Origin of the sequence: Micromonospora globbae, from assembly GCF_003610785.1 — a bacterium.
GTDB classification, from domain to species: Bacteria; Actinomycetota; Actinomycetes; order Mycobacteriales; family Micromonosporaceae; genus Micromonospora; species Micromonospora globbae.
This window is the reverse complement of record NZ_RAQQ01000009.1, coordinates 168,255-192,075: the sequence shown is the minus strand read 5'-3', so window position 1 is coordinate 192,075 and position 23,821 is coordinate 168,255. Positions and strand designations below refer to the sequence as shown.

Here is a 23,821-nt window from a genome sequence, read left to right as displayed (position 1 = left end):
GCGGCTGCGTCGGATCGGCGGCCGTACCCCGCACGGCCCGGGCAGCGGCGGGGCCGGGGCGGCGGTCAGGCGACGGCGAGGGCAACGGCCAGGCCGGGATGACGGTCAGGCGACGGCGAGCCAGACGGCCAGGGCGAGCAGCACGACGGCGACCACGGCCGCGCCGAGGACCACCGGCAGCCGCCCGGCGGTGCCGGCCGGGGCGTCCGGCTCGGCGCTGTGGGCGAAGGCGCGGAACGCCTCGGTGTTGCCGCTCGGATCGCTGTAGTTCTCAGGCATGCCGTGACCCTAGCGAAGCCCGTCCAACGGGGTCGGCCCGCGGCCGCCCGCTCCCGGTGTCGCCGTCCGGCCGGCGGACCCGCTCCGGGCCGCGGGGTTGGCCGGCGGAAGCCGGACGGTGGGCACGAGGGCCGCCGCCGGACCCCTACCGTGTAACCGTGGGGGCGAGGCGGCTGCTGGCCGTGCTGACGACGGCGCTGCTCGCGGGCTGCGCCCCGGCCGCCGCCGGGACGGGGGCGCCGGCGGCGACGCGCCGGGCGCCCGAGGGGACGTACGCCGTCGGCGTGCGCACGTTCACCCTCGACCCGGGCTCGGCGCGCCCCCTTCCGGTGACCGTCTGGTATCCGGCGGAGGGCGGCGAGGTCGCCCGCGGGCGGTTCCCGGTGGTCGTCTACAGCCACGGGCTGGACAGCCTCCCCGAACTGCACGCCGGGCTCACCACCCGCTGGGCCGCCGCCGGTTTCGTGGTGGCCGCTCCGGCCTTCCCGCACACCCGACGGGGCGCGGCGCGGTTCACCCGGGCCGACGTACGGCACCAGCCGGCCGACGGCTGGCGGGTGATCCGGCACCTGGTGCGGCTGGACGGGCGCCGGGGCGACCCGCTGGCCGGGCATCTCGACGTCGCCCGGTTCGCGGCGGCCGGCCACTCGGCGGGCGGGTTCACCACCGCGGGGATGTTCACCTCCGGGCACGCGGCACGGCTGCGGGCCGGCGTGATCATCGCCGGTGGGGGGATCGCCGGCAGTTTCGCGGGGCCGCCCGCCCCGCTGCTGTTCGTGCACGGCACCGCCGACCCGGTGGTGCCGCTCGCGGTGGGCCGCGCGGCGTTCCGGCGTACCACGGGCCCGGCCGCGTTCCTCAGCGTGCTCGGCCAGGGCCACGGCGAGTACCTCGTGCCCGGACGGCCCGGTTTCGCGCAGGTCCTCGCCACCACCACCGACTTCCTCCGCTGGAGCCTCTACGGCGACGCGGACGCCCTTCGCCGTCTGCCCGCCGACGCCCGGGCACCGGCCCTCACCCGCTACGAGTCCCGCCTCGACCAATGACCCCCGGCATCACGCCGCCGACCTCGCCCGGCTGCGGGCCATCCGCACCGCACCGGAACGCTGACGGCGGGTTACCGGTCTCTCCGGCCGGGCACAATCGGATTCATGTCCCGTCGCCGCCCTGCCGCCCTGCTCACCGCCGCCCTGCTCGTGGTCGGTCTCGCGGGCTGCTCGGGGAAGGCGCAGACCGCCGAGCGGGCGACGGTGCCGGGCACGCCGTCGGTCAGCGCCACGCCGGCGCCGCGGGCGACCACCGGCACGGCCCCCCGGACGCGCTTCGCCGTCGGCGTACGCGAACTGGAGCTGAACCGGGACGGCAACCGGCCGCTGCCGGTGACGATCTGGTACCCGGCGGCCGGGCCGGCCGGAGGCGGACCGGAGCGCGAGGCGACGGCGGCCGACGGCGCCTTCCCCGTGGTGATGTTCAGCCACGGCCTGGACGCCGAGCCGGATGACTACGCGATCCTGCTCACCCGCTGGGCGGCGGCCGGCTTCGTGGTGGCCGCGCCGACCTTCCCGCACACCTCCCGGGGCGCCGACGGCAACGTGCTCGACGTGCTCAACCAGCCGGCCGACGTGTCGTACGCGCTCACGCGGGTCCTGGCGTTGAACGACCGGCCCGGTGACCCGCTGCGCGGCCGGCTGGCCACCGACCGGGTGGCGGCGGCCGGGCACTCGGCCGGCGGGGTCACCACGATCGGCCTGTTCACGGCGGGGCGCGACGAGCGGCTGGACGCCGGCGTCGTCCTCGCCGGCACGGCGTTGGGCGTGGGCACGGCGTTCGCCGGTACGGCGGCGCCGCAACTGTTCGTGCACGGCGAACTGGACGAGGTGGTCGACTACGCCGCGGGCCGGGCCGCGTACGACGCGGTGCCGTGGCCGAAGGCGATGCTGAGCCTCACCCGCGGCGACCACGGGCGGGCGTTGCTCACCGACGGCGACGCGCTGCGGGTGGTGTCCGACACCACCGTCGAGTTCCTCCGCTGGTCGCTCTACGGGGACGCGGCGGCGAAGCGACGCATCGCCACCGAAGCCACCCGCGGCGGCCTGGGAACGCTCGACGACCACCTTTGAGCGGCCGGCGGGCGCCGCCGGGTCAGGCCGTGTGGTCGACGACGATCTTGCCGAAGACCTCGCCGCCGTGCAGGCGCGCGAACGCCTCCTCGACCTTGCTGAACGGGACCACGCTGTCGACCACCGGGCGGACCTGCCGGTCGGCGCAGAACGCGAGCAGGTCGTACAACTCGCCGGGGGTGCCCATCGAGGTGCCGACGATCTCCAGTTGCATGGCGAAGACGCGGCGCAGGTTGACCTTCGGCTCGTGCCCGGAGGTGGCCCCGGAGACGACGATCCGGGCGCCGGGCGCGGCCGACTTCATCGAGTGGTCGAAGGTGGCCGCGCCCACGGTCTCGATGACCACGTCCACCCGCTCCGGGAGCCGCGCGCCGGACTCGACGGCCGTCGCGCCCAGCGCGGCGATCCGCTCCCGCTTGCCGGCGTCGCGGCTGGTCGCGTACACCCGCTTGCCCATGGCCACGGCGAGCGCCACGGCCGCCGTCGCGACCCCGCCGCCGGCGCCCTGCACGAGGACGGCCTCGGCCTCGTCCACCCGCCCCTTGGTGGTGAGCATCCGCCAGGCGGTCAGCCACGCGGTGGGCAGGCAGGCCGCGTCGGTCAGCGTCAGCCCCTCGGGCAGCGGCACCAGGTTCGCCCGTGGCACGGCCACGCGCTCGGCGAGGGTCCCCGGGAAGTGCTCGGAGAGGATGGACATCCCGCGCGGGTCACCGGGGGTGGGGACGACGGGGTAGACCACCACCTCGTTCCCCTCCGGGTCGAGGCCCGCGGCGTCGCAGCCGAGGATCATCGGCAGCTGCGCCTCTGTGAGGCCGACACCGCGCAGCGACCACAGGTCGTGGTGGTTGAGCGAGCTGGCCCGCACCTGCACGGTCACCCAGTCGTCGGCGGGGTGCGCGGGTTCCGGCCGCTCCCCCACGGCGAGCGCGGCGAGCGGGTTGGCGTCGTCGAAGCGGGTGGCGAAGGCGGCACGCATGGTCGGCACCGTAACAAGCTGAGCGCCCGTTAAGAAGGGGCCGGCCCGCACGAGGCGCGGGAGCGGCCCCTTCACACCTCAGGCGCGGGCGACGCCGTCGCGGCGGGCCGCCTCGGCGACCGCCTCGGCCACGGCGGGGGCCACCCGCGGGTCCAGCGGCGACGGGACGATCGCCTCGGCGGTGAGCGTCTCGGCCACCACCCCGGCGATGGCGTCGGCGGCGGCCACCTTCATCGTGTCGGTGATCCGGGTGGCCCGGGCGTCCAGCGCGCCGCGGAACACGCCGGGGAAGGCGAGCACGTTGTTGATCTGGTTCGGGTAGTCGCTGCGGCCCGTGGCGACGATCGCGACGTGCCGGCCGGCGACCTCGGGGTGCACCTCCGGCGTCGGGTTGGCCAGCGCGAAGACGATGCCGCCCGGCGCCATGCCGGCCACCGCCGACTCCGGGATCTGCCCGCCGGAGACGCCGATCAGCACGTCCGCGCCGCGCAGCGCCTCCGTGACGTCACCCGCGCGGCCGTCGGCGTTGGTCGTCGCGGCCAGCTCGGCCTTCGTGCCGGTCAGGTCGCTCCGGTGGCGGCCGATGACGCCCCGGGAGTCGCAGACCACCACCCGGTCGGGGTCCACGCCGCCGGCGATCAGCATCTTGGTGACCGCGACCCCGGCCGCGCCGGCGCCGCTGACGGCGACGCGCAGGTCGCCGAGCTTGCGGTTGAGCAGCGTCGCGGCGTTGCGCAGCGCCGCGAGCACCACGATGGCGGTGCCGTGCTGGTCGTCGTGGAAGACGGGGATGTCCAGCGCGTCGTCGAGCCGGCGCTCCACCTCGAAGCAGCGGGGCGCGCTGATGTCCTCCAGGTTGATCCCGCCGAACGAGGGCGCGAGGGCGCGTACGGTCGCCACGATCTCGTCCACGTCCTGCGTGTCCAGGCAGACCGGGACGGCGTCGACGCCGGCGAACTGCTTGAACAGCACGGCCTTGCCCTCCATCACCGGCAGGGCCGCGCGGGGACCGATGTTGCCGAGGCCGAGCACCGCCGAGCCGTCGGTCACCACGGCGACCGTGTGCGAGGCCCAGGTGTAGTCGGCGGCCAGGGCCGGGTCGGCCGCGATCGCCTCACAGACCCGGGCGACGCCCGGGGTGTACGCGAGGGACAGGTCCTCCCGGCTGGTGAGCGGCACCGTCGAGGCGACGGCCATCTTGCCGCCCCGGTGCAGCCGGAAGACCGGATCGGCAGGGTCCACGGTGGACGAAGGCATTGGTGACTCCAGGAATCTGTCGAGCAGACGGGGCGGCCGGCTCGGGCGCGAGGTGGGCGCCGTGCGGTGGCACGCGGTGCAGGGGGTCACCCGGGCACTTTCCGAGCATAGTGTCGGAGGTGCCCCCCGGATGTGAGCAGGGTCATAACGGGCGCGACCGTACCCGGCCGGGGCGCGGCCAGTAGCGCGCCACCACGCGACCCCGCACGTCGGCCACGCCGTACGCCCGGGAGTCGTCGGTCACGAGGTCGTTGTCGCCGCGCAACCACCAGCCGCCGTCCTGCGGCCGCACCGCGCGTTTGACCACGAGCAGGTCCGGACGGGCCCGGAAGACCGCGACGACCACGTCGCCGGGACGGACGGGACGGCCGCCACGACGGACGAGCACGGCGTCCCCGTGCCGCAGCGTCGGCGCCATGGACGGACCGGTCACGAGCACGGCGGTCAGCGGCCACCGCAGCCGGTGCGGCTCCGCCGGGTGACGGGGGCCCATGGTTTCACCTCCAGCCCGTCGGGGAGCCGGTCCAGGAGTAATGTCGTCTTGGATCATCGCAAACTTCCCATGGAGGATCCCGATGCGACTTCCACGCATCCTTGCGCCCCGTGTCACGGCGAGCGCCCACTGCGACCTGCCCTGCGGTGTCTACGACCCGGCCCAGGCGCGCATCGAGGCCGAGTCGGTGAAAATGATCTGCGAGAAGTACCAGGCGAACACCGACCCGGAGTTCCGCACCCGCGCGATCATCATCAAGGAGCAGCGGGCCGAGCTGGTCAAGCACCACCTGTGGGTGCTCTGGACGGACTACTTCAAGGCCACCCACTTCGAGAAGTACCCGCAGCTGCACCAGCTCTTCAACGAGGCCACGAAGCTCGCCGGCTCCGGCGGTGTGAAGGGCAGCCTCGACCCGGCCACCGCCGACCAGCTGCTGCAGAAGATCGACGAGATCGCCAAGATCTTCTGGGAGACCAAGAAGGCGTGACCCCCGGGGCCACACCGACGATCCGGCCGGCACGTCCCGAGGATGTGCCGGCCGTCGTCGCGATGGTGCACGAACTGGCCGCGTACGAGCGCGCACCCGAGCAGTGCCACCTCACCGCCGAGCAGCTCACGGCCGCGCTGTTCGGTCCGGCGCCCGCGCTGTACGGCCACGTGGCCGTCGACGGGCGTGACGAGCCGGTGGGCTTCGCCCTCTGGTTCCTCAACTTCTCCACCTGGGCCGGTGTGCACGGCATCCACCTGGAGGACCTGTACGTCCGCCCGGCCGCGCGGGGCACGGGCGCCGGCCGGATGCTGCTGGCCACGCTCGCCGCCATCTGCGTCGAACGCGGTTACCGGCGGCTGGAGTGGTCGATGATCGACTGGAATCCGGCGGCCGGCTTCTACGCCGCCATCGGGGCCGAGCGGATGACCGAGTGGCTTCCCTACCGGCTGAGCGGCGAGGCCCTCCACCGGCTCGCCGCGCGGGCACCCGCCCGCGCCCGTCCGGGCGGCTGAGCGGGTAGAGTCCCCGACCGGGGGGATGAGTGGTGACTCAACTGACCGGCCAGCGGGCCACCGACGACGACGTCGTGCACCTCACCGTGCCCGCGGACGGCGGCTATCTGGGGGTTCTCCGCACCGCCACCGCCGGCCTCGCGGCCCGGTTGCAGTTCGCCCTCGACGAGATCGAGGATCTCCGCATCGCCGTCGACGAGGCCTGCGCGATGTTGTTGGCCATCGCCACCCCCGACGCCGAGCTGGAGTGCCGGTTCTCGGTGACCGAGGACGCGCTGACCGTCGAGGTGACCGTGCCGACCGTCCCCGGAGCCACGCTTCCCGCGGAGTCGTCCTTCGCCTGGAAGGTGCTCACCGCGTTGACCACCTCGGCGTCCGCGACGGCCGGCGACGGGCGGGCCACCATCTCGCTGCTGACCCGCCGCTCCACCGGCTACTGACCCCGGCGGCCGGGCGCCGAATGCCGGCGGCCCGGCGCCGGCATCGTGCCGGCGCGCCACCGGCGCCTCGGCCCGGCGGTCAGGAGAAGCCGAGCGCCCGGTTGGTGGCGGGGCTCACGAGCAGCGCGCTCACCCCGATCCCGAGCGCCATGAGCGGTACGCCCAGCCAGCCGAGCCCGCCCTGGATCATGTACCAGCCGATCGGCAGCAGCATCAACTGGAGCACGATCGCCGGGGCTCGCGCGCCGGCCCGGCAGCGGGCCAGCGCGCCGCCGAGCGCCCAGAGCGCGACCGCCCCGACCACCGCGAACGCCGTCACCAGCAACGCCGAGGTCAGCCCGACGGTGGTCTCGGCGGTCAGGTCGGCCCAGACGAGCCAGAGGGCGACCAGCCCCACGGCGACGGCCTCGCCGCGCAGCAGCCGCACCGCCCAGCGGAGCGTGACGGGGATCGGGTCGGAGTCGGTGGTCACGGGACGCCACGATACCCGGGCTACCGGGGAGTACAGTGCCGCCCATGCGGGCCGTCCTGGTGGTCAATCCGAAGGCCACCACCACCAGCGAGCGTGCCCGGGACGTGCTGGTCCGGGCGCTGCGCAGCGAAGTCGACCTCACCGTGCGCTACACCCGCCGGCGCGGGCACGCGACCGCGCTGGCCCGTACGGCGGCCGAGGAGGGGGTCGACGTGGTCGTCACCCTCGGTGGTGACGGCACCGTGAACGAGGTGGTCAACGGTCTCCTGACGGCGCAGCTCCCGGCCGGGCCGGACGCGCTGCCGCCGGCCGAGCGGTTGCCGGCGCTGGCCACCGTGCCGGGCGGCTCGACCAACGTCTTCGCCCGGGCGCTGGGCCTGCCACGCGAGTGGCCGGAGGGGACCAGCATGATCCTGGAGGCGCTCCGCCTGGGGCGCTACCGGACGATCGGGCTGGGCCGCGCCGACGACCGCTACTTCACGTTCTGCGCGGGCTTCGGCCTGGACGCCGCCGTGATCCACCGGGTCGAGCAGGCCCGCCGCCGGGGGCGCGTGTCGAGCCCGAGTCTGTACCTGCGCGCCACGGTCCAGCAGTACTTCCTGGCGTCCGACCGGCGGCACCCGGCCATCCGCCTGGATCGGCCCGGCGAGGCGGTGGAGGGTGAACTGGCCACGGTGATCATCCAGAACACGGCGCCGTGGACGTACCTGGGCGACCGGGAGATCAACCCGAACCCGGACGCCTCCTTCGACCTCGGCCTGGACGTGCTGGCGCTGCGGCAGCTCCGGGTGCCCAGCACGACACGGACGGTCACCCAGTTCTTCTCGCGGCGGCCCGATCCGCACGGCCGGCAGGTGCTGCGGCTGCACGACGTCGCCGAGTTCACGCTCCTCGCGAGCCGCCCGCAGGCGTTCCAGCTGGACGGCGACTACCTGGGCGAGCGAGAGAAGGTGAGATTTGCATCCGTGCCTGCGGCACTGAGAGTAATCTGCTAGGTCGCGGGTACTGCCAGAGGTTGACCGCGGCGCCGTACGGGACGCGGAGCCGCCACGCCAAGGGCAGGTGCCGGAAATGTCAGCAATGTCACGTGGACCGTACTATATTGATCCTCGACTGTGGTACTGCGGGTAACCAGACACCTCGGGAACCCGGACAAATGGGTTGTGGGCTTGCTCACCGCGCGGAGTTTTTCTGAGCGTCACCCTTGACATTGTGTGAGTTCGTGAAAGTATTCACAAGCGAACTTGAGTTGCCGGGACATTGCCTGGACAAGCTCGGCCCGCCGGGTTCTTCCAGCAGGTCACCGGGGCCAACAGCCTGCTCACGCACTGCCGAATAGTCGGACGCGAACCGTCACGACCGGCGCTGCGGACGCATATAGGAAAAGCACCAAAGCACGATCTGCCACCCATCCAGAATGAGGAGTGTTGCCGCCATGGACTGGCGTCACCATGCTGTCTGCCGCGACGAGGACCCGGAGCTGTTCTTCCCGATCGGGACGTCCGGTCCGGCTCTCCTGCAGGTCGAGCAGGCCAAGGCCGTCTGCCGGCGCTGCTCCGTAACCGACCAGTGCCTGCAGTGGGCGCTCGAGTCGGGTCAGGACGCGGGCGTCTGGGGTGGAATGAGCGAGGAGGAGCGCCGCGCCCTCAAGCGTCGCGGTGGCCTCCGCGTGCTGCGCGCTCACTCCGCCTGACCACCGACACAGCCGTACGCCCCGCCGGGTCACCACCCTGCGGGGCGTTCTGCTGTCCGGGCCCGGTCGCCCCGACCACCGCGCGCGGCGCGACCGGCGTCATGCCGCCACGTGGCCCGCGCCACCCGCCGCACGACCGGCCCCCGCGCCGCCGACCGCCGCCGGCGTGACGACCCGGGGCGCGCCCAGCGCGGCGTCCACCCGGCGCAGCACCAGGTCGGCCAGCTCCGGCGCGTCGGTGAGCGGGGCCGACACGGCCACCGCCCCCGCCTCGCGCGCCTGCGCCGCCACCGCGTCGTGGAAGAGGCCGGGGGCCAGGAAGTACGCGGCCACCGCGACCCTCCGCGCCCCGTCGGCGCGCAGCCCGGCGACCGCCGCATCCACCGACGGCGGCGCCGCGGAGGCGTACGACACGCGGACCGGCACACCCAGACCGGCGCCGAGCGCGGCGGCCACCCGGCCCACCGAGCCCCGCGCCCGGGCGTCCCGGGTGCCCGCCGCCGCCAGCACCAGCGCGTCGAACCGGCCCGGGTCCGCCTCGGCCAGCCGGCGCCGCAGGCCGGCGAGGAGCCCCGGGTCCACCTCGTCGCCGGTCGGGCCGAGCACGTCGGCCACCCGTACGGTGAGGCTCGGCGCGCTCTCGCGGGCCGCCGCCACCGCTGCCGGCACGTCCACGCGGCGGTGGTACGCGGCGGTGAACAGCAACGGCACCAGCACCGCCCGCCGGTGCCCGGCCGCGGCGAGCGCCCGCAGGGCCTCGGCGGGCGCCGGCTCGGTGTGGTCGAGCCAGCTCGCCGACACGGGGGTGCCGACCCGGGCGGCCGACACCGCCCGGACCAGCGCCCGGGTCGCCTCGGCAGCCCGCGGATCACGGCTGCCGTGCGCGACCAGGACCACGGGGTCGGCCCAGGCGCCCGCCGCCGCCCCGGCCGGGAACCTGCGGACCGGCCGGGTCAGACGTGCAGTCCGCACTCGGTCTTCTCGAACATCGCCCAGCGGCCGGCGCGCGGGTCCTCGCCCGCCCGGGTCCGCCGGGTGCACGGCCAGCAGCCGATCGAGCCGTACCCCTGCTTGAAGAGCTCGTTGACCGGCACGTTCCAGCGGGCGATGTAGCGGTCCACGTCGGCCTGCGTCCAGGTCGCGATCGGGTTGACCTTCACCTTGCCGCGGCGGGCGTCGAACCCGACCACCGGCGTGTTCGCCCGGGTCGGCGACTCGTCGCGGCGCAGGCCGGTGGCCCACGCGTCGTACCCGGTGAGCGCCCGCTCCAGCGGCTCCACCTTCCGCAGCTGGCAGCAGTCGTCCGGGGAACGGTTGAACAGCCGGGGACCGTAGAGGCCGTCCTGCTGGCCCACGGTGAGCCGCGGCCGGACGGACCGCACGTTCACCGGCAGGGTCCGGGCCACCTCGTCGCGTACCCGCAGCGTCTCCGGGAAGTGCAGGCCGGTGTCGAGGAAGACGACGTCCACCCCCGGCACGACGCGGGACACCAGGTGGGCGACGACGGCGTCGGCCATCGAACTGGTCACGCAGAACCGGTCCCCGAAGGTCTCCCCGGCCCAGCGGGCGATCTCCAGGGCCGGGGCGCCCTCCAGCTCACGGCCGGCCTGCTCGGCCAGGGCGCGCAGCTCCTCCGGGTCCCGCCGGTCCGGGTCGGCCGGCGCTGGGCCGCCGATCCCGACCAGACCGAGGTCCGCCGCCGACACGAGGCTCGCCGCCCCCCTCCGGTCGCGGGCGGGCGCGGCGCTCACCGGGCCACCGCCCGGCTGAGCAGCCCGGTGAACCGGACCGTGAAGACGCGGGCGCAGGCGTGGCACTCCCAGGCGCCGTGGCCCGACTCGTTCGGCCGCAGGTCCTCCTCGCCGCAGTACGGGCAGTACAGGGGTGCCGCTCGGTTCTCGCCGCTCACCGCAGTTCCTCCTCGTCGACTCTGATCACCCACTGGGCGAAGGGCTCGCCCTCGCGCCGGCCCGCCAGGTAGCGGCGGGCCAGCCGTTCCACGTACTCGGGAAGGTCCTCGGCGGTGGTCTTCAGGCCCCGCAGCTTGCGGCCGAAGCCGGACGTCTGCCCGGCGGCCATGCCCAGGCCGCCGCCGAGGTGCACCTGGAAGCCCTCCACCTGGCGCCCGTCCGGGCCCATCACGAGCTGGCCCTTGAGACCGATGTCGGCGACCTGCGTGCGGGCGCAGGCGTTCGGGCAGCCGTTGAGGTGGATGGAGATGTCCGCGTCGAAGTCCCGCAGCCGCTGTTCGAGCCGGGTGACCAGCTCCTCGCCGCGGGCCTTGGTCTCGACGATGGCAAGCTTGCAGTACTCGATGCCGGTGCAGGCCATCGTGCCGCGCCGCCAGGCCGACGGCCGGGCCTCCAGGCCGATCTCCCGCAGCGCGCCGACGAGCGACTCCGTCCGCTCCGGCGCCACGTCGAGCACCAGCAGCTTCTGGTACGGGGTGAGGCGTACCCGGTCGCTGCCGTGCGCCTGCGCCACGTCGGCGAGCCGCGCGAGCTGCCCGCCGGAGACCCGGCCGACGACCGGCGCGGCCCCGACGTAGCAGCGGCCGTCGCGCTGGCGGTGCACGCCGAGGTGGTCGATCGGCCGTCCGGGCAGTTCGGGAGGGGGACCGTCGAGCAGCGCCCGGCCCAGGTACTCCTTCTCCAGCACCTCCCGGAACCGCTCCAGACCCCAGTCGGCCACGAGGAACTTGAGCCGGGCCCGGTTGCGCAGCCGCCGGTAGCCGTAGTCGCGGAAGATGCCGACCACGCCGGCCCAGACGTCGGGGACCTCGGCGAGCGGCACCCAGACACCCAGCCGCTGCGCCAGCATCGGGTTGGTGGAGAGGCCGCCGCCGACCCACAGGTCGAAGCCGGGGCCGTGCTCGGGGTGCTCCACCCCGAGGAACGCGATGTCGTTCGCCTCGTACGGGGTGTCCACCAACCAGGAGATCGAGGTCTTGAACTTCCTCGGCAGGTTGGAGAACTCGGGGCTGCCCACGTACCGGCGGACGATCTCGTCGATCGCCGGGGTCGCGTCGACCACCTCGGCCTCGGCCACCCCGGCCACCGGGCTGCCCAGCACGATCCGGGGGCAGTCACCGCACGCCTCCGTGGTCTGCAGGCCCACCGACTCCAGCCGCCGCCAGATCTCCGGCACGTCCTCGATCCGGACCCAGTGGAACTGGACGTTCTGCCGGTCGGTGATGTCGGCGGTGTCCCGGGCGAACTCGCGGGAGACGTCGGCGATCGTCCGCAGCTGGGCCAGGGAGAGCTGGCCGCCGTCGATCCGCACCCGGAGCATGAAGTACTCGTCCTCCAGCTCGTGCGGTTCGAGCACGGCCGTACGGCCGCCGTCGATGCCCGGCTTGCGCTGGGTGTAGAGGCCCCACCAGCGGAACCGGCCGCGCAGGTCGGCCGGGTCGATGGCGGCGAAGCCGCGGCGGGCGTAGATGTTCTCGATCCGCGCGCGCACGTTCAGCGGATCGTCGTCCTTCTTGGTCCGCTCGTTGGCGTTGAGCGGCTCGCGGTGGCCGAGCGCCCACTGGCCCTCGCCGCGGGGGCGGCGCGGTGTCCGCGCGGAACGGGTCGTCGGGTCCTCGGGACGGGTGGAAGCGGTGCTGACGGCCATCGCGGCGTCCTCCGTGGGGGCCTGGATGGGGGCGCGTACGCGACGGCGGCCCGTCAGGACGGGCTGGAGACGACGATGTCGGAAGAGCCGGCGCGGAGCGCGCCCGAGACGGATGGGTCGGGCGTCGTCAGTGGGCCGGACAGATGGCGCTGCGGACGCGGCCGTAGTCGACGTGGCGGCGGGCCACGAAGCGACGCACGACGGCGGCAGTCATGCCCGTCATGCTGCCACACCCGGCGCGGGCCTTCCAACGAGCGCGTGCCGGATCCCACATCACGGGCAGGCTCTCGGCGCCGTTGTGCGAGGCTCGACCCGTGGCCGATCTGTCCGACCGTCGGGCGACCCGGGACGCGGCCCGGTTGCCGCACAGCCTGCGGACGGCGGCGGTCTGGCTGGCGCCGGCGCTGCTCACCCTCGTGGTGACCGGGACGGGGCTCACCGGGGCCCAGCTCTGGCGGGACGAGCTCGCGACCTGGAGCGCCGCCACCCGGTCGGTCGGCGACCTGTTCCGGCTGGCGGGGACCATCGACGCGGCGACCGGCCCCTACTACCTGCTCATGCACGGCTGGGTGGCGCTCGCCGGCGACTCGGTCGCCGCGCTCCGGCTGCCCTCGGCGCTGGCCATGACCGGGGCGGCGGCCCTCACGGCCGTCCTCGGCCGGCGGCTCGTCGGGGCACGGACCGGGCTGCTCGCCGGCCTGCTCTTCGCGCTCCTGCCCGGCACCTCCCGGTACGCGCAGGAGGCCCGCCCGTACGCCCTGGCGACGCTGTTCGCCGTGCTCGCCACCCTGCTCCTCGTCGAGGCGCTGCGGCGGCCGGGCTGGGCGCGCTGGGCCGGCTACGCGGTGGCCCTCGCCGCCCTGGGGCTGACCCACCTCATAGCCCTCACCCTGCTCGCCGCCCACGCGGTGGCCGTCCTCGCGGGCACCGGCGCCGACCCGGCCGGCGGCCCCGGACGGCGGCGCTGGTGGTGGCTGGCCGCCGTGGCGCCGGCGCTCGTGCTGGTCGCGCCGCTCGTCCTGGTCGCCCGGGGACAGCGGGGACGGCAACTGGAGTGGGTGGACCTCGTGCGCCCGGTCGACCTGGTCACGCTGCCCGGCGGCGTCGCGCAGAGCACGGCCGTGGGCGGTCTGCTCGTCGGGCTCGCCGCGCTCGGCGCCGCGCGGCTCGGCCGGCGGGCCCTGCTGCCCGGGTGCGCGGTCGTGCTGCCGGTGCTCCTGCTGTTCGCGGCCGGGCTCGTCGTACCCCTGTGGGTCCCCCGCTACCTGGTCTTCGTGGTGCCGTTCGCCTGCCTGCTGGCCGGCGCGGCCCTGGCGGCGGTGCCGCTGCCCGGCGCGCTGGCCGTGCTGGTCCTGGCCGGGCTGCTGGGCCTGCCCGACCAGGCCGCGCTGCGGCGTACGCACGAGTGGCCGCGCAGCGCGCGGATCGACTACCGGGGCGCGGCCGACGTGATCGCGGCGGGGCAGCGCCCGGGGGACGCCGTCGTCTACTCCCCCCGGCACAGTTGGCTCTTCCTCGACCTCGGCGTGGAGTACCGGTTGCGCGACCGGACTCCGCGCGACGCGCTGCTGGTCGAGGGGCCGGCCCGCCGCGGCGACCTCTGGGCCGCCGAGTGCGACCGACCCGCCGAGTGCCTGGCCGGCGTGCCCCGGGTCTGGCTCGTCGTGTCCGGCCGGCGCACCGATCCGGTGGCGGCGGTGACCGGCGCGAAGGGCGCCGCCCTGCGGGACGGGTTCACGGTGCGCCAGGTCTGGCAGCGCCCGGGCCTCACGGTGGCGCTGCTGACCCGCTGACCGGTGCGCCCGCCCGAGGCTGGTGGCGGGGTGGCCGGATGGTCGGCGTCGGCGTCGGCGTCGGCGTCGGCGTCGGCGTCGGCGTCGGCGTCGGGGCAGGGTCCCGCGACCGGAACCGGATCCCGCCGGGGTCAGGAGGGCGAGCGGCCCTCGGCGTTGCGGGCCAGCGGGACGACGAGCACGGCCTCGGTGCCACCGTCGGGGGCGTCCCGCAGCTCGATGCTGCCGCGCAGCTCCCCGGTGACCAGCGCCCGCACGATCTGCAGGCCGAGGTTCCCACCGCCGGCGGCGTCGAAGCCGGCGGGCAGTCCGCGCCCGTTGTCGGTCACCGTCACGTGCAGCTGCTTGCGGAACCGGTGCGCCGACACCACCACCTCCGGCTCCGGCCCGGACGCCGGCGGGGCCTCGGCCTCCTCGCCCGGGTCGGCCGGCGGGAACCCGTGCTCGACGGCGTTGAGCAGCAGCTCGTTGAGGACCATCACGAGGGACGTGGCGATCTCGGCGGGCAGCACCCCGAAGCTGCCCTTGCGGCGCATGCCGACGGGCACCTCCGTCGCGGCGACCTCGGCGGCCGCGCTGGCCACCCGGTCGACGATCGTGTCGAACTCGACGGCCTCGTCGCTCGACATCGAGAGGGTCTCGTGCACGAGCGCGATGGAGGCCACCCGGCGGACCGAGTCCTCCAGGGCGACCCGGGCCTCCGGCATCGCGACCCGGCGGGCCTGCAGGCGCAGCAGCGCCGCGACGGTCTGGAGGTTGTTCTTCACCCGGTGGTGGATCTCCCGGATGGTGGCGTCCTTGGTGATGAGGGCGCGGTCCCGCCGCCGCACCTCGGTGATGTCGCGGACCAGCACGAGGGCGCCGATCGGCACACCGGCGGGCATCAACGGCAGCGCCCGGGTGAGCACGGTGGCGCCCCGGGCGTCGATCTCCCGGCGCGGCGGCGCGTCGCCCCGCAGCGCCGCGAGCACGGCGTTGGCCGCGTCGGTGCCCTCCAGCGGGTCGTTGGCGAGCCGGCGGTGCAGCGCCGCCAGGTCCTCGCCGACGAGGTGGGAGGCGTAGCCCAGCCGCCGGTACGCCGACTGGGCGTTCGGGCTCGCGTACGTGACCTTCCCGTTCGCGTCCAACCGGACCAGTCCGTCGCCGACCCGGGGGGCCGAGGTGGTCTCGCCGGGGTGCCGGGGTGGCGGGAAGGTGCCGTCGGCGATCATCTGGGCCAGGTCGTCGGCCGTGGTGAGGTAGTTCAGCTCCAGCTGGCTGGGCGTACGGGCGGTGGACAGGTTGGTGTCCCGGCCCACGACGGCCACCACCTCGCCGGCCTCCCCGTCGGCGGTCCGCAGCCGGACCGGGATCGCCTCGTGCCGGGCCGGCACGTCGCCGTACCAGACGGGGTCGCCCTCACGCCAGATCCGGCCCTGCCGGTACGCCACCTCCAGGTGCGCCACCTCCGGCCCGCCGACGATCCGGCCCACCTGGTCGTCCTGGTACGCGGTGGGCGCGGTCGTCGGGCGGACCTGGGCCACGCAGAGGAACGTCCCCTCGGTGTCGACCGGCACCCACAGCAGCAGGTCGGCGAAGGACATGTCGGAGAGCAGCTGCCAGTCTCCGGCGATCCGGTGCAGGTGGTCGATGTCCGCCGGGCGGAGCTGGGTGTGCTCCTCGGCGAGGTCGCGCAGCGTGGACACGGAGACCAGCGTGCCACGCGGCGCCTCACATCGTCGCGGTGACCTTCTTGAGCCCGCGCGGCGCGTCCGGGTCCTCACCGCGGGCCAGCGCGAGGGCCAGCGCGAGCCGTTGCAGCGGCAGGATGTCCAGCAGCGGCGCGTACCGCTCGTCCACCTCCGGAACGGCGATGCGGGTCGCCCCCTCGACGTCGGCCGAACCGACCACCACCACGTCGGCGCGGCGCTCACCCAGCCGGGGCAGCACCTCGCCCATCGAGCGCCCGCCGGGCCCGGAGCCGACCACGGCGAGCACCGGCACGTCCGGGTCGGTCATGGCGAGCGGGCCGTGCAGCAGGTCGGCGCCGGAGAACGCGAGCGCCGGCAGGTACGAGGTCTCCATCAGCTTGAGCGCGGCCTCCCGGGCGGTCGGGTAGGCGTACCCGCGGCCGGTGGTGACCAGCTGGGCGGCGAACCGGTAGCGGGGCGCGAGCTGCGCCGGGGTGGGGTCGGCGAGCGTACGCGCGGCCAGCTCGGGCAGCGCCGCGAGTGCCTCCCGCTCCTCGGCCGGCAGCACCCCGTCACCGGCCCGGATCCCCTCGACCAGCAGGAGGAGGGCGAGCAGCTCGGCCGTGTACGTCTTGGTGGCCGCCACCGCCCGCTCGTGCCCGGCCGCGATGTCCACGCTCAGCTCGGCGACGTCGGCGAGCGGCGAGTCCGGCGCGTTGGTGACGGCGAGGGTGAGCGCGCCGGAGGCCCGGGCCACCCGCAGCACCTCGGTGAGGTCCGGTGAGCCGCCGCTCTGGCTGACACCGACGACCAGCGCGTCGGACAGGTCCGGACGCGCCTGGTAGACGGTCACCACGCTGGGCGAGGCGAGCCCGGCGGGCAGGCCGAGGCGGATCTCGGTGAGGTACGCCCCGTAGAGCGCCGCGTGGTCCGAGGTGCCCCGGGCCGTGAACACCACGTGCCGCGGTCGGCGTTCGGCGATGGTGGCCGCCACGCGGGCGATGGCCCCGGCGTGTTCGGTGGAGAGCAGCCGCTCGTAGCCGGCCGGCTGCTCGTCGATGTCGGCGGCCATCCCGGCCCCTGCACGCGTCACGGAAACTCCTCCCACTGCGCGATTGCCGCGCGTTTCCTGCTCAGTCTTGCACCTTTGGGCCGGCTGGAGCAATTGAACGAGCAGTAGTGCGCAGATGATCACCATGACGCCCCAACATCACCTAGGCTGGCCCGGCCCGCACCGACGACGAGAGGACGACGTGCCCGAGGAGAACTCCGCGCTTCCCGTCGCGGAGGAGCTGGCCCTGGCCCGGCTGGCGCTCGAAGAAGGCGACCTGGAGCACGCGGCGGCGCACGTGGCCGCGGCGCTGGCGCAGGCACCCACCCTGCCCGAGGTGCACGAGACGCTCGCGCGGCTCGCCGCGGCCGGCGGCGGGGGCGTCGACCTCTTCCCGCTCGACCAGCACACGTTCGTGGGGGCCGCCGTCGCGCGGGCCCACCTCCTGGCGGCCGCCGGCCACCCCGACGACGGGCTCGACCTGCTCGCCGCGGCGACCGCGTACGCGCCGCAGGTCGACTGGGCCGGGGTGCCCTGGGTGACGGCGCCCGAGCTGGCCGAGCGGATCACGCCGGACCACGCCGCGCGGATCCTCATGCAGGTCTGCGCCGCGGTCCCCGACCCGGTGCCGCGCGCCGGCCGGCCGGCCCTCGCCGCGTACCTCACGCTGGCCGGCAACGCGGTCACCGTCCATCCGGAGCACGCGCTGCTGCTGGGCGCGGCCTCCGCGCTGGCCCGGCGCGTCGGCGAGGTCGCGCTGGCGGTCCGCTGGGCCGCCCGGGGCGTACGCGCGGAGCCGTCGAAGCTCGGCGAGGTGTGGCTCGGGTACGCGTACCGCAGCGCGGGCCGGACCCGGGAGGCACTCGCGGCGCTCGGCCGGGCGGTCGAGCACGACCCCGACGACCTCGCCGTCTACGCCGACATCGCGGGCACCCTCGCCGACGTGGGCCGGCTCGACGAGGCGCTCGGCTGGGCCGAGCGGGCGTTGGACCGCGACCCGACCTTCGACTGCGCCGTGCACACCGCGCACCGGTTGCGCTTCCTGCGCGACGGGGCCGTGGCGCACCTGGTGGCGCTCGCCGACTTCGTGCGGGACCACCCCGACGACACGCACGAGCACGGCGACCTGGCCGAGTGCTGCCGGAGCCGGCCGTGGCTCGGGCAGGTCACCCCCGCCGCCGGGCCGGTGGTGGACGCACTGCGCCGGGCCGCCGTCGACGACCACGGGGGCGCCGGCGCGGTCGTACGCCTGCCGGACCCGCCGCCGCCGAGCGCCCTGCGGACGGTCGCCGCCACGATGCCCGGGATGCGGGTCGACGTGGCCGGACCGGCCGCGCGCGAGCCCCGGCGGCCCGGCGGGCGCGTGCTCTGGCGCTACGACGGGGCCACGCCCGCGCCGGCGGTCCCGCCACCGTCGGCGGCGGCCGCGGACCGGCTCCGGCAGATCGCGCACCCGGCGTGGCCGCACCCGCCGGCCGCCTACGACGCCGCGGTCGGCCTGGCCACCCTGGAGCTGCCGGACCTCGTGGGGCTGCTCGTGCACCCGCCCGCGCCGCCGGCCACCGCCGTCGGCCGGGTGCTGGCCGGGCAGGACCCGACGCTCTGGGTGCGCTGCGTGCAGGTCTGGGCCTGCCTCGGGCTGCTGCACCACCGCACCGACGAGCCGTGGGCGGACTCCACCCGGCGCGGCGTGCTGCTGGACCTGGTCTGGGGCGTGGAGGACTGGATCACCGAGGCGGCGCTCTTCGCCCTGGTCACCGCGGCCTGGGTCGATCCGGCGGTCCGGCCCGAGGTGGCACGCGTGGTGGCCGAGCGGCTCGCCGACGCGGCGGACGCGGCCCGGGCCCGCACCGTGCCCATCGCCACGTCCCTGGCCCACCTGGCCCTGGCCACCCCGGCGTTGGACGCGCAGACCCGTGCGCTCGCCACCCGGCTGCTCGGCGGGGGCGCTCCGGTGCCCCGCCCGCGCAACCCGCTGGCCCGCCTCTGGCGCCGCCTGGCCCCCACCCGCCGCCCGCGCCCCTGATCCCCACCCGCCAGAGCGGGTTGATCATGAAGTTGTTGCCGCGACACGCCGAGTGAAGAGGCAACAACTTCATGATCACCGCATGAGGGGGGTCGGGGAACTCAGGCCACGGGGGCCCTGCCCAGCGCGGCCTCGGCCTCGTCCTCCGAGGTCGGCTGGACCGGCTCGTTGGTGGTGCGCAGCGGGATCTCCTTGACGAACCAGGCGAGCACCGGCACGGCCACGGCGACGAGCACCGCCCACCAGAAGACGTGCGAAATGGCGTCGGCGAGGCCGGCGAGCACCAGCTCACGCGCCTGGGCGGGGAGCTTCGCGAGTTGCTCCAGGTCCAACCGGCCGCCGCTCTCGCCGCCGCCCCCGAACGCCGATCCCGCCGCCGAGTCGGCGAGCCGGTTGGCGAAGACTGCGCCGAACAGGGAGATGCCGAACGAGCCGCCGATCGACCGGAAGAACGTCGCCGCGCCGCTCGCCGCGCCCAGGTCCTTCTGCGCAACGCTGTTCTGCGCGATGAGCATCGAGGTCTGCATGAGGAAGCCCATGCCGACGCCGAGCACGACCATGAACAGCGAGGACTCCAGCTTGCTGGTGCCCACGTCCAGCATGGTCAGCAGGCCCATGCCGGCCGCCATGACCACGCCACCCACGATCGGGTACACGCGGTAGCGACCGGTCCGGGTGATCGCCCGGCCGACGACCAGCGAGACCACGAGCATGCCGAACATGAGCGGGAGCAGCAGCAGGCCGCTGTTCGTGGCCGAGGCTCCCTGCACCGTCTGCTGGTACAGCGGCAGGAAGTTCATGGCGCCGAACATCGCGAAGCCGAGCAGGAAGCCGATCACGGAGATCAGCGCGAAGTTGCGGTTGGCGAACAGGCCCAGCGGCAGGATCGGCTCGGCCGCCCGCCGCTCGACGAACCCGAAGGCGATCCCCGACACCACGGCGAGGGCGGCCAGGCCGAGGATCTGCGGCGAGCCCCAGGCGTACTCGTTGCCGCCCCAGGTGGTGATCAGCACGATCGCGGTGATGCCGACCGAGAGCAGCGCGGCGCCGAGCCAGTCGATCCGGTGCTCGGTGCGGTGCCTCGGCAGGTGCAGGGTGGCCATCAGCAGCACCAGCGCGACGCCGCCGAGGGGCAGGTTCACGTAGAACGCCCAGCGCCAGGAGAGGTGGTCGGTGATGAAGCCACCGACCAGCGGCCCGGCGACCATGGCGACGGCCATGACGCCGGCCATCATGCCCTGGTAGCGCCCCCGCTCGCGCGGCGGCACGAGGTCGCCGACGATCGCCATCACGCCGACCATCAGGCCGCCCGCGCCCAGGCCCTGGACGGCCCGGAAGGCGATCAGCTGGATCATGCCGTCACCCTGGCCGCCGAGGAAGCCGGAGCCGGACATGCCGCACAGCGCGGAACCGACCAGGAAGATGCCGACCGAGGTGAGGAAGACGGACTTGCGCCCGTAGAGGTCGCCGAGCTTGCCCCAGATGGGCGTGGAGACGGTGGTGCCCAGCACGTAGGCGGTGACCACCCAGGTGAAGTGGTCCAGGCCGCCGAACTCGCCGACGATCCGCGGCAGCGCGGTGCTGACGATCATGTTGTCGAGCATCGCGAGCATCATCGCGATCATCAGGCCGAAGAGCACGACCCGTACGTTGGGTCGCACCGCGACCTGGCTTGATTGACTCATCGGTAAGCTCCCCCCGAAGCACAGGACCGACTTACTTGCCGGCCGGCTAGTTTCCTTACTTGCCGGACGGTAAGCTAGTTGGCGGACCGGGTCAAGTCGATTGGGTGGTATGGGTGAAGGCGAGCACAGGCGGCACGCGGGAACGCATCAAGGCCGTCGCGTTGGAACTCTTCACCGAGCAGGGCTACGAGAAGACCTCGCTACGGGAGATCGCCGAGCGGCTGAACGTCACGAAGGCGGCGCTCTACTACCACTTCAAGAGCAAGGACGAGATCGTCACGAGCTTCGTGGTCGACCGCGTGGAACGGATCGACGCCCTCGTGGACTGGGCCGAGTCGCAGCCGGCCACCCGGGAGACGCGGCGCGAGCTGATCGCGCGGTACGCCGACGTGATGTTCACCGACGACCACCCCTCGGTCATGCGCTTCTTCGAGCAGAACCAGACGGTGCTCAAGAACCTGGCCGCCGGGCAGCAGATGCGCGGCCGGATGATGCGGCTCGCCACGGCCCTCTGCCGCGGCGACGACTCGCCGGCGGCGCAACTGCGTGCGGCGCTCTCGCTCTTCGCGGTGCACAGCAGCTGGTTCGCCGTGCGTACGCCGCACATCACCGACGCCGAACGCCGGAAGATCGCCCTCGACGTGGCCGACGAGCTGCTCGCGAAGATCGGCGAACCGGACGCGCGGGAGGGCGCCGAACCGCGATGAGGGTCGCACGCCCCAGCGAGGCCGCCGGGCGTGTCCCGGATCAGGCCGGGGGCAGTTCCAGGCGGAGGGCCAGCAACTCGACCCCGGCGACGGGTGACCAGTCCTTCTCCGGGGTACGGACGAAGCCCATCCGCTCGTAGAGCCGCTGCGCGGTCTCGGCCATCCCGCGGCGTACGCAGATGACCACGGCCGAGCAGCCCCGCTCGGTGGCGCGGTCCAGGCAGGCCCGCACCAGTGCCGCGCCGGCGCCCCGCCCCTGCGCCGCCGGGTCGACGGCCAGCATCCGGAACTCGGCCTCGCCGGGGCCGGACAGTTCGGCGTACCGGGTGCCGGGCAGCACGAAGGTCACCGAGCCGAGCACCGCCCCGGTCCCGTCCTCGGCGACCAGCACCTCGCCGCTCTCCGCCCTGGTGGCCACGTCGGCGAGCACCGTGCCGTAGCCGTGCTCGCCCTTGAGCTGCCCGTCCGCCTCGTACGCGGCGACCGTCAGTCGCGCGATCGCCGCGAAGTCGGCCGGCGTCGCGGGGCGGACCCGGAGCCCGGTCAACCGATCACCGCGATGAGGTCGCCGTCCTGCACCACGTCACCCTCGTTGACCGCGAGCTGCTGCACGACGCCGTCGGACTCGGCGACGACCGGGATCTCCATCTTCATCGACTCGAGGATCACGAGGGTGTCCCCCTCGGACACCGTGTCCCCGGCGGACGCGACGACCTTCCAGACGTTCGCCACCATCTCGGCGCGGATCTCCTCGGCCATCTCCCGGCCCTCCCTCTCGCGGTTGCCTGCCGACGTATCCAATCATGCGGTCGGACGGCGCGGGCGCCGAGCGGCCGGGTCCAACGCGGGGCCGCGGACCGCGGTACGCGCCGCTTCCGCCCCGGCCCGCCGCGGACGGCAGGGGTCGCACTAGCATCAGCGGGTCGGACCCGGTGCCGGGGCCGCCGGTGGGTGCGCCGGCGCCGAGGTCGTCAACCGGATCCGGCCATCACGAGGAGGTCACCATGGCGAAGAAGGCCCGCAAGAAGAAGGCCCGTAAGAAGAGCGCCGCCAACCACGGCAAGCGCCCCAACTCCTGACCTCGCGGCGGGTGCTCCCGCCGACGGCAGTCAGCTCCCCGGCCGGTGCCGGGACGGCGGTGGCCCGGGTCGACGCTCGACCCGGGCCACCGTCGTGTCCGTTCCGGTACGGCTCAATCGGCCAGTTCGCGTGACTCGGTCGTCTCGAAGACCACCAGCTCGGTGAGCTTCACGCGCAGCCGCTCGCGTAGCTGCTCGGGCGCGGTCTCGTTGCCGCAGCAACGCGCCACCAGCGCCTTGACCTCCTGCTCGATGCCGTACTCACGCAGGCACGGCCCACACTCGTCGAGATGGTGCCGGATCAGCGTCCGCCGCTCCTCGGCGCACTCCAGGTCGAGGTAGAGGTAGACCTCCGAGAGCACCTCGCGGCAGTCCGTCTCGTGCGGCTCTCCACAGCCCACGTCACACCTCCCGGCCGGCGGAAGCGGTCGAGCCCTTGGTGGCGGCGCTGAAGCCGCGCTCCCGGGCGTACTGCTCCAGCAGCTTGCGCAGATTACGCCGCCCGCGGTGCAGGCGCGACATCACCGTGCCGATCGGCGTACCCATGATGTCGGCGACCTCCTTGTAGGAGAAGCCCTCGACGTCGGTGAGGTAGACCGCGAGGCGGAACTCCTCCGGCAGCTGCTGGAGGGCCTCCTTGACGTCGCTGTCCGGCAGCCGGTCGAGCGCCTCCGTCTCGGCGGAGCGCAGACCGCTGGAGGTGTGCGACTCCGCCTCCGCGAGCTGCCAGTCGGTGATCTCGTCGGTGGGCGCCTGCACGGGCTGGCGCTGCCGCTTGCGGTAGGAGTTGATGTAGGTGTTGGTCAGGATCCGGTAGAGCCAGGCCTTCAGGTTGGTGCCCTGCTCGAACTGGTGGAAGGCGGCGTACGCCTTCAGGTACGTCTCCTGGACCAGGTCCTCGGCATCCGCCGGGTTACGCGTCATGCGCAGCCCGGCAGCGTAGAGCTGATCGACGAAGGGCATCGCGTCCCGCTCGAAGCGGGCCCTGCGCTCGTCCGTCTTCTCGGTGGTCAACCGCACGTCCCCTCGCGTCGGATGCTTTCCCGCCGAGGATACGCGTACGGGCCTGCCCGCAGATTCACTTCCGGTCGGTGTGCTGGCGCTCACCGCCGTGCCGTCGGGCGTGACGGGCCACTCGGGCGCGGCGAGCAGCTGGCGCAGCTGCCGCGCGTCCCGGTCGTCCCGCTCCCGGCTCGGTGTCTCGACTGGCACCCGGTCCCCCTTCGCGAAGAAAGTCGTCCCGGGGTTGACAACGCTCGTCGGAGGCGGCGCATTCCGCCGTGCGGGCGGAGGCTCCCCGTTCCTGGTCCCGGCACCGGCGTGGCGGCGCTGGGACCAGGAAGGGCCTGGGAGGATGGTTCCGCCACCCGAACCGGGCAGCGGCACCATCCGATGCAACGACCCTGCGCCGCCGCCGGAAACGGGCCCTTTCCGCCACAACCCGGTCTCATCCGGCGCGC

27 protein-coding genes are annotated in these 23,821 nt (G+C 74.4%); 11 read left to right on the top strand and 16 right to left on the bottom strand.

The window, feature by feature from the left end:
• Positions 1-105: 105 nt before the first annotated feature.
• A complete protein-coding gene (locus tag D7I43_RS33050; protein ID WP_192902158.1) occupies positions 106-279 on the bottom strand; it encodes a hypothetical protein in 174 nt (57 codons plus the stop codon).
• Between the two features lie 158 nt (positions 280-437).
• Here D7I43_RS33050 and D7I43_RS14775 point away from each other — a divergent pair, with 158 nt between their 5' ends.
• Positions 438-1,325: an alpha/beta hydrolase family protein gene (locus D7I43_RS14775; protein ID WP_120329057.1), complete on the top strand. Its 888-nt coding sequence runs from the start codon at positions 438-440 to the stop codon at positions 1,323-1,325.
• A gap of 105 nt (positions 1,326-1,430) precedes the next feature.
• A complete protein-coding gene (locus D7I43_RS14770; protein WP_120329056.1) occupies positions 1,431-2,399 on the top strand; it encodes an alpha/beta hydrolase family protein in 969 nt (322 codons plus the stop codon).
• A 22-nt stretch (positions 2,400-2,421) separates the two neighbouring features.
• On the opposite strand, the gene D7I43_RS14765 is transcribed toward D7I43_RS14770, so the two are convergent.
• The 3 genes from D7I43_RS14765 to D7I43_RS14755 all read right to left on the bottom strand — a co-directional run bounded on the left by D7I43_RS14765 (position 2,422) and on the right by D7I43_RS14755 (position 5,125).
• Positions 2,422-3,384: a zinc-binding dehydrogenase gene (locus D7I43_RS14765; RefSeq protein ID WP_192902157.1), complete on the bottom strand. Its 963-nt coding sequence runs from the start codon at positions 3,382-3,384 to the stop codon at positions 2,422-2,424.
• Between the two features lie 69 nt (positions 3,385-3,453).
• Positions 3,454-4,632, bottom strand: a complete 1,179-nt coding sequence (locus D7I43_RS14760) for an NAD(P)-dependent malic enzyme (protein WP_120329054.1) — start codon at positions 4,630-4,632, stop codon at positions 3,454-3,456.
• Positions 4,633-4,774: 142 nt separating this feature from the next.
• Positions 4,775-5,125 (bottom strand): S24/S26 family peptidase, encoded by a 351-nt coding sequence (locus D7I43_RS14755; protein WP_120329053.1) that lies wholly within the window; start codon positions 5,123-5,125, stop codon positions 4,775-4,777.
• A gap of 82 nt (positions 5,126-5,207) precedes the next feature.
• Here D7I43_RS14755 and sodN point away from each other — a divergent pair, with 82 nt between their 5' ends.
• The 3 genes from sodN to D7I43_RS14740 are packed head-to-tail and all read left to right on the top strand — an operon-like array spanning position 5,208 to position 6,567.
• On the top strand, positions 5,208-5,612 hold the full coding sequence (gene sodN / locus D7I43_RS14750; RefSeq protein ID WP_120329052.1) for a superoxide dismutase, Ni: 405 nt from the start codon (positions 5,208-5,210) through the stop codon (positions 5,610-5,612).
• The gene (locus tag D7I43_RS14745) at positions 5,609-6,127 is read left to right on the top strand and encodes a GNAT family N-acetyltransferase (RefSeq protein WP_240032962.1); all 519 of its coding nucleotides are present in this window, start codon (positions 5,609-5,611) and stop codon (positions 6,125-6,127) included. The genes sodN and D7I43_RS14745 overlap by 4 nt, the downstream gene beginning before the upstream one ends.
• Positions 6,128-6,159: 32 nt before the next feature.
• Positions 6,160-6,567, top strand: coding sequence for an ATP-binding protein (locus D7I43_RS14740; RefSeq protein ID WP_120329051.1), 408 nt, complete (start codon positions 6,160-6,162; stop codon positions 6,565-6,567).
• A 79-nt stretch (positions 6,568-6,646) separates the two neighbouring features.
• Here the strand turns inward: D7I43_RS14740 and D7I43_RS14735 are convergent, their stop codons facing one another.
• A complete protein-coding gene (locus tag D7I43_RS14735; protein WP_120329050.1) occupies positions 6,647-7,039 on the bottom strand; it encodes a hypothetical protein in 393 nt (130 codons plus the stop codon).
• 44 nt (positions 7,040-7,083) lie between these two features.
• Here D7I43_RS14735 and D7I43_RS14730 point away from each other — a divergent pair, with 44 nt between their 5' ends.
• Together D7I43_RS14730 and D7I43_RS14725 are read left to right on the top strand one after the other, a co-directional pair.
• The gene (locus tag D7I43_RS14730; RefSeq protein ID WP_120329049.1) at positions 7,084-8,034 is read left to right on the top strand and encodes a diacylglycerol/lipid kinase family protein; all 951 of its coding nucleotides are present in this window, start codon (positions 7,084-7,086) and stop codon (positions 8,032-8,034) included.
• 440 nt (positions 8,035-8,474) lie between these two features.
• Positions 8,475-8,732 carry a WhiB family transcriptional regulator gene (locus D7I43_RS14725; RefSeq protein WP_076472094.1) on the top strand — a complete coding sequence of 86 codons (258 nt, stop codon included), beginning with the start codon at positions 8,475-8,477 and terminating at the stop codon, positions 8,730-8,732.
• Between the two features lie 99 nt (positions 8,733-8,831).
• On the opposite strand, the gene D7I43_RS14720 is transcribed toward D7I43_RS14725, so the two are convergent.
• From D7I43_RS14720 to D7I43_RS14710, 4 genes are read right to left on the bottom strand one after another with little or no spacing between them, the layout of a single operon-like run.
• Positions 8,832-9,704, bottom strand: coding sequence for a sirohydrochlorin chelatase (locus D7I43_RS14720; protein WP_420870212.1), 873 nt, complete (start codon positions 9,702-9,704; stop codon positions 8,832-8,834).
• Positions 9,686-10,483 carry a phosphoadenylyl-sulfate reductase gene (locus D7I43_RS14715; RefSeq protein WP_120329048.1) on the bottom strand — a complete coding sequence of 266 codons (798 nt, stop codon included), beginning with the start codon at positions 10,481-10,483 and terminating at the stop codon, positions 9,686-9,688. Before D7I43_RS14715 ends, D7I43_RS14720 begins: the two co-directional genes overlap by 19 nt.
• Positions 10,480-10,641, bottom strand: a complete 162-nt coding sequence (locus D7I43_RS33045; protein WP_192902156.1) for a hypothetical protein — start codon at positions 10,639-10,641, stop codon at positions 10,480-10,482. Before D7I43_RS33045 ends, D7I43_RS14715 begins: the two co-directional genes overlap by 4 nt.
• Entirely contained in the window at positions 10,638-12,350 is a 1,713-nt protein-coding gene (locus D7I43_RS14710) for a nitrite/sulfite reductase (protein ID WP_120329047.1), read from the bottom strand. Before D7I43_RS14710 ends, D7I43_RS33045 begins: the two co-directional genes overlap by 4 nt.
• A gap of 359 nt (positions 12,351-12,709) precedes the next feature.
• Between D7I43_RS14710 and D7I43_RS14705 the strand changes: the two genes are divergently transcribed.
• Positions 12,710-14,143, top strand: a complete 1,434-nt coding sequence (locus D7I43_RS14705) for a glycosyltransferase family 39 protein (protein WP_240032969.1) — start codon at positions 12,710-12,712, stop codon at positions 14,141-14,143.
• A 131-nt stretch (positions 14,144-14,274) separates the two neighbouring features.
• Here D7I43_RS14705 and D7I43_RS14695 read toward each other — a convergent pair whose 3' ends face one another.
• Both D7I43_RS14695 and D7I43_RS14690 read right to left on the bottom strand, forming a co-directional pair.
• Positions 14,275-15,828 carry a sensor histidine kinase gene (locus D7I43_RS14695; RefSeq protein ID WP_120329045.1) on the bottom strand — a complete coding sequence of 518 codons (1,554 nt, stop codon included), beginning with the start codon at positions 15,826-15,828 and terminating at the stop codon, positions 14,275-14,277.
• 25 nt (positions 15,829-15,853) lie between these two features.
• Positions 15,854-16,885, bottom strand: a complete 1,032-nt coding sequence (locus D7I43_RS14690; RefSeq protein ID WP_120329044.1) for an SIS domain-containing protein — start codon at positions 16,883-16,885, stop codon at positions 15,854-15,856.
• A 181-nt stretch (positions 16,886-17,066) separates the two neighbouring features.
• Between D7I43_RS14690 and D7I43_RS14685 the strand changes: the two genes are divergently transcribed.
• Positions 17,067-18,890, top strand: a complete 1,824-nt coding sequence (locus D7I43_RS14685; RefSeq protein ID WP_240032961.1) for a tetratricopeptide repeat protein — start codon at positions 17,067-17,069, stop codon at positions 18,888-18,890.
• A gap of 101 nt (positions 18,891-18,991) precedes the next feature.
• Here the strand turns inward: D7I43_RS14685 and D7I43_RS14680 are convergent, their stop codons facing one another.
• Positions 18,992-20,575: an MDR family MFS transporter gene (locus tag D7I43_RS14680; RefSeq protein ID WP_120329043.1), complete on the bottom strand. Its 1,584-nt coding sequence runs from the start codon at positions 20,573-20,575 to the stop codon at positions 18,992-18,994.
• A gap of 113 nt (positions 20,576-20,688) precedes the next feature.
• On the opposite strand from D7I43_RS14680, the gene D7I43_RS14675 reads away from it, so the two are divergent.
• The gene (locus D7I43_RS14675) at positions 20,689-21,282 is read left to right on the top strand and encodes a TetR/AcrR family transcriptional regulator (RefSeq protein WP_120329042.1); all 594 of its coding nucleotides are present in this window, start codon (positions 20,689-20,691) and stop codon (positions 21,280-21,282) included.
• A gap of 40 nt (positions 21,283-21,322) precedes the next feature.
• Here the strand turns inward: D7I43_RS14675 and D7I43_RS14670 are convergent, their stop codons facing one another.
• Both D7I43_RS14670 and D7I43_RS14665 read right to left on the bottom strand, forming a co-directional pair.
• Positions 21,323-21,829 carry a GNAT family N-acetyltransferase gene (locus tag D7I43_RS14670; RefSeq protein ID WP_120329041.1) on the bottom strand — a complete coding sequence of 169 codons (507 nt, stop codon included), beginning with the start codon at positions 21,827-21,829 and terminating at the stop codon, positions 21,323-21,325.
• A complete protein-coding gene (locus tag D7I43_RS14665; protein ID WP_091068708.1) occupies positions 21,826-22,041 on the bottom strand; it encodes a biotin/lipoyl-binding carrier protein in 216 nt (71 codons plus the stop codon). Before D7I43_RS14665 ends, D7I43_RS14670 begins: the two co-directional genes overlap by 4 nt.
• A 245-nt stretch (positions 22,042-22,286) precedes the next feature.
• Here D7I43_RS14665 and D7I43_RS34365 point away from each other — a divergent pair, with 245 nt between their 5' ends.
• Entirely contained in the window at positions 22,287-22,361 is a 75-nt protein-coding gene (locus D7I43_RS34365) for a 50S ribosomal protein bL37 (protein ID WP_370461611.1), read from the top strand.
• 113 nt (positions 22,362-22,474) lie between these two features.
• On the opposite strand, the gene rsrA is transcribed toward D7I43_RS34365, so the two are convergent.
• Together rsrA and D7I43_RS14655 are read right to left on the bottom strand one after the other, a co-directional pair.
• The gene (gene rsrA, locus D7I43_RS14660) at positions 22,475-22,762 is read right to left on the bottom strand and encodes a mycothiol system anti-sigma-R factor (protein ID WP_120329040.1); all 288 of its coding nucleotides are present in this window, start codon (positions 22,760-22,762) and stop codon (positions 22,475-22,477) included.
• Position 22,763: 1 nt separating this feature from the next.
• Positions 22,764-23,573, bottom strand: a complete 810-nt coding sequence (locus tag D7I43_RS14655; protein ID WP_120329039.1) for a sigma-70 family RNA polymerase sigma factor — start codon at positions 23,571-23,573, stop codon at positions 22,764-22,766.
• Positions 23,574-23,821 lie beyond the last annotated feature (248 nt).

Coding starts and splice junctions, on each gene's coding strand:
- D7I43_RS33050 (WP_192902158.1), bottom strand. CDS start 279: ATGCCTGAGAACTACAGCGATCCGAGCGGCAACACCGAGGCGTTCCGC.
- D7I43_RS14770 (WP_120329056.1), top strand. CDS start 1,431: ATGTCCCGTCGCCGCCCTGCCGCCCTGCTCACCGCCGCCCTGCTCGTG.
- D7I43_RS14760 (WP_120329054.1), bottom strand. CDS start 4,632: ATGCCTTCGTCCACCGTGGACCCTGCCGATCCGGTCTTCCGGCTGCAC.
- D7I43_RS14755 (WP_120329053.1), bottom strand. CDS start 5,125: ATGGGCCCCCGTCACCCGGCGGAGCCGCACCGGCTGCGGTGGCCGCTG.
- sodN (WP_120329052.1), top strand. CDS start 5,208: ATGCGACTTCCACGCATCCTTGCGCCCCGTGTCACGGCGAGCGCCCAC.
- D7I43_RS14730 (WP_120329049.1), top strand. CDS start 7,084: ATGCGGGCCGTCCTGGTGGTCAATCCGAAGGCCACCACCACCAGCGAG.
- D7I43_RS14725 (WP_076472094.1), top strand. CDS start 8,475: ATGGACTGGCGTCACCATGCTGTCTGCCGCGACGAGGACCCGGAGCTG.
- D7I43_RS14710 (WP_120329047.1), bottom strand. CDS start 12,350: ATGGCCGTCAGCACCGCTTCCACCCGTCCCGAGGACCCGACGACCCGT.
- D7I43_RS14690 (WP_120329044.1), bottom strand. CDS start 16,885: ATGGCCGCCGACATCGACGAGCAGCCGGCCGGCTACGAGCGGCTGCTC.
- D7I43_RS14680 (WP_120329043.1), bottom strand. CDS start 20,575: ATGAGTCAATCAAGCCAGGTCGCGGTGCGACCCAACGTACGGGTCGTG.
- D7I43_RS14665 (WP_091068708.1), bottom strand. CDS start 22,041: ATGGCCGAGGAGATCCGCGCCGAGATGGTGGCGAACGTCTGGAAGGTC.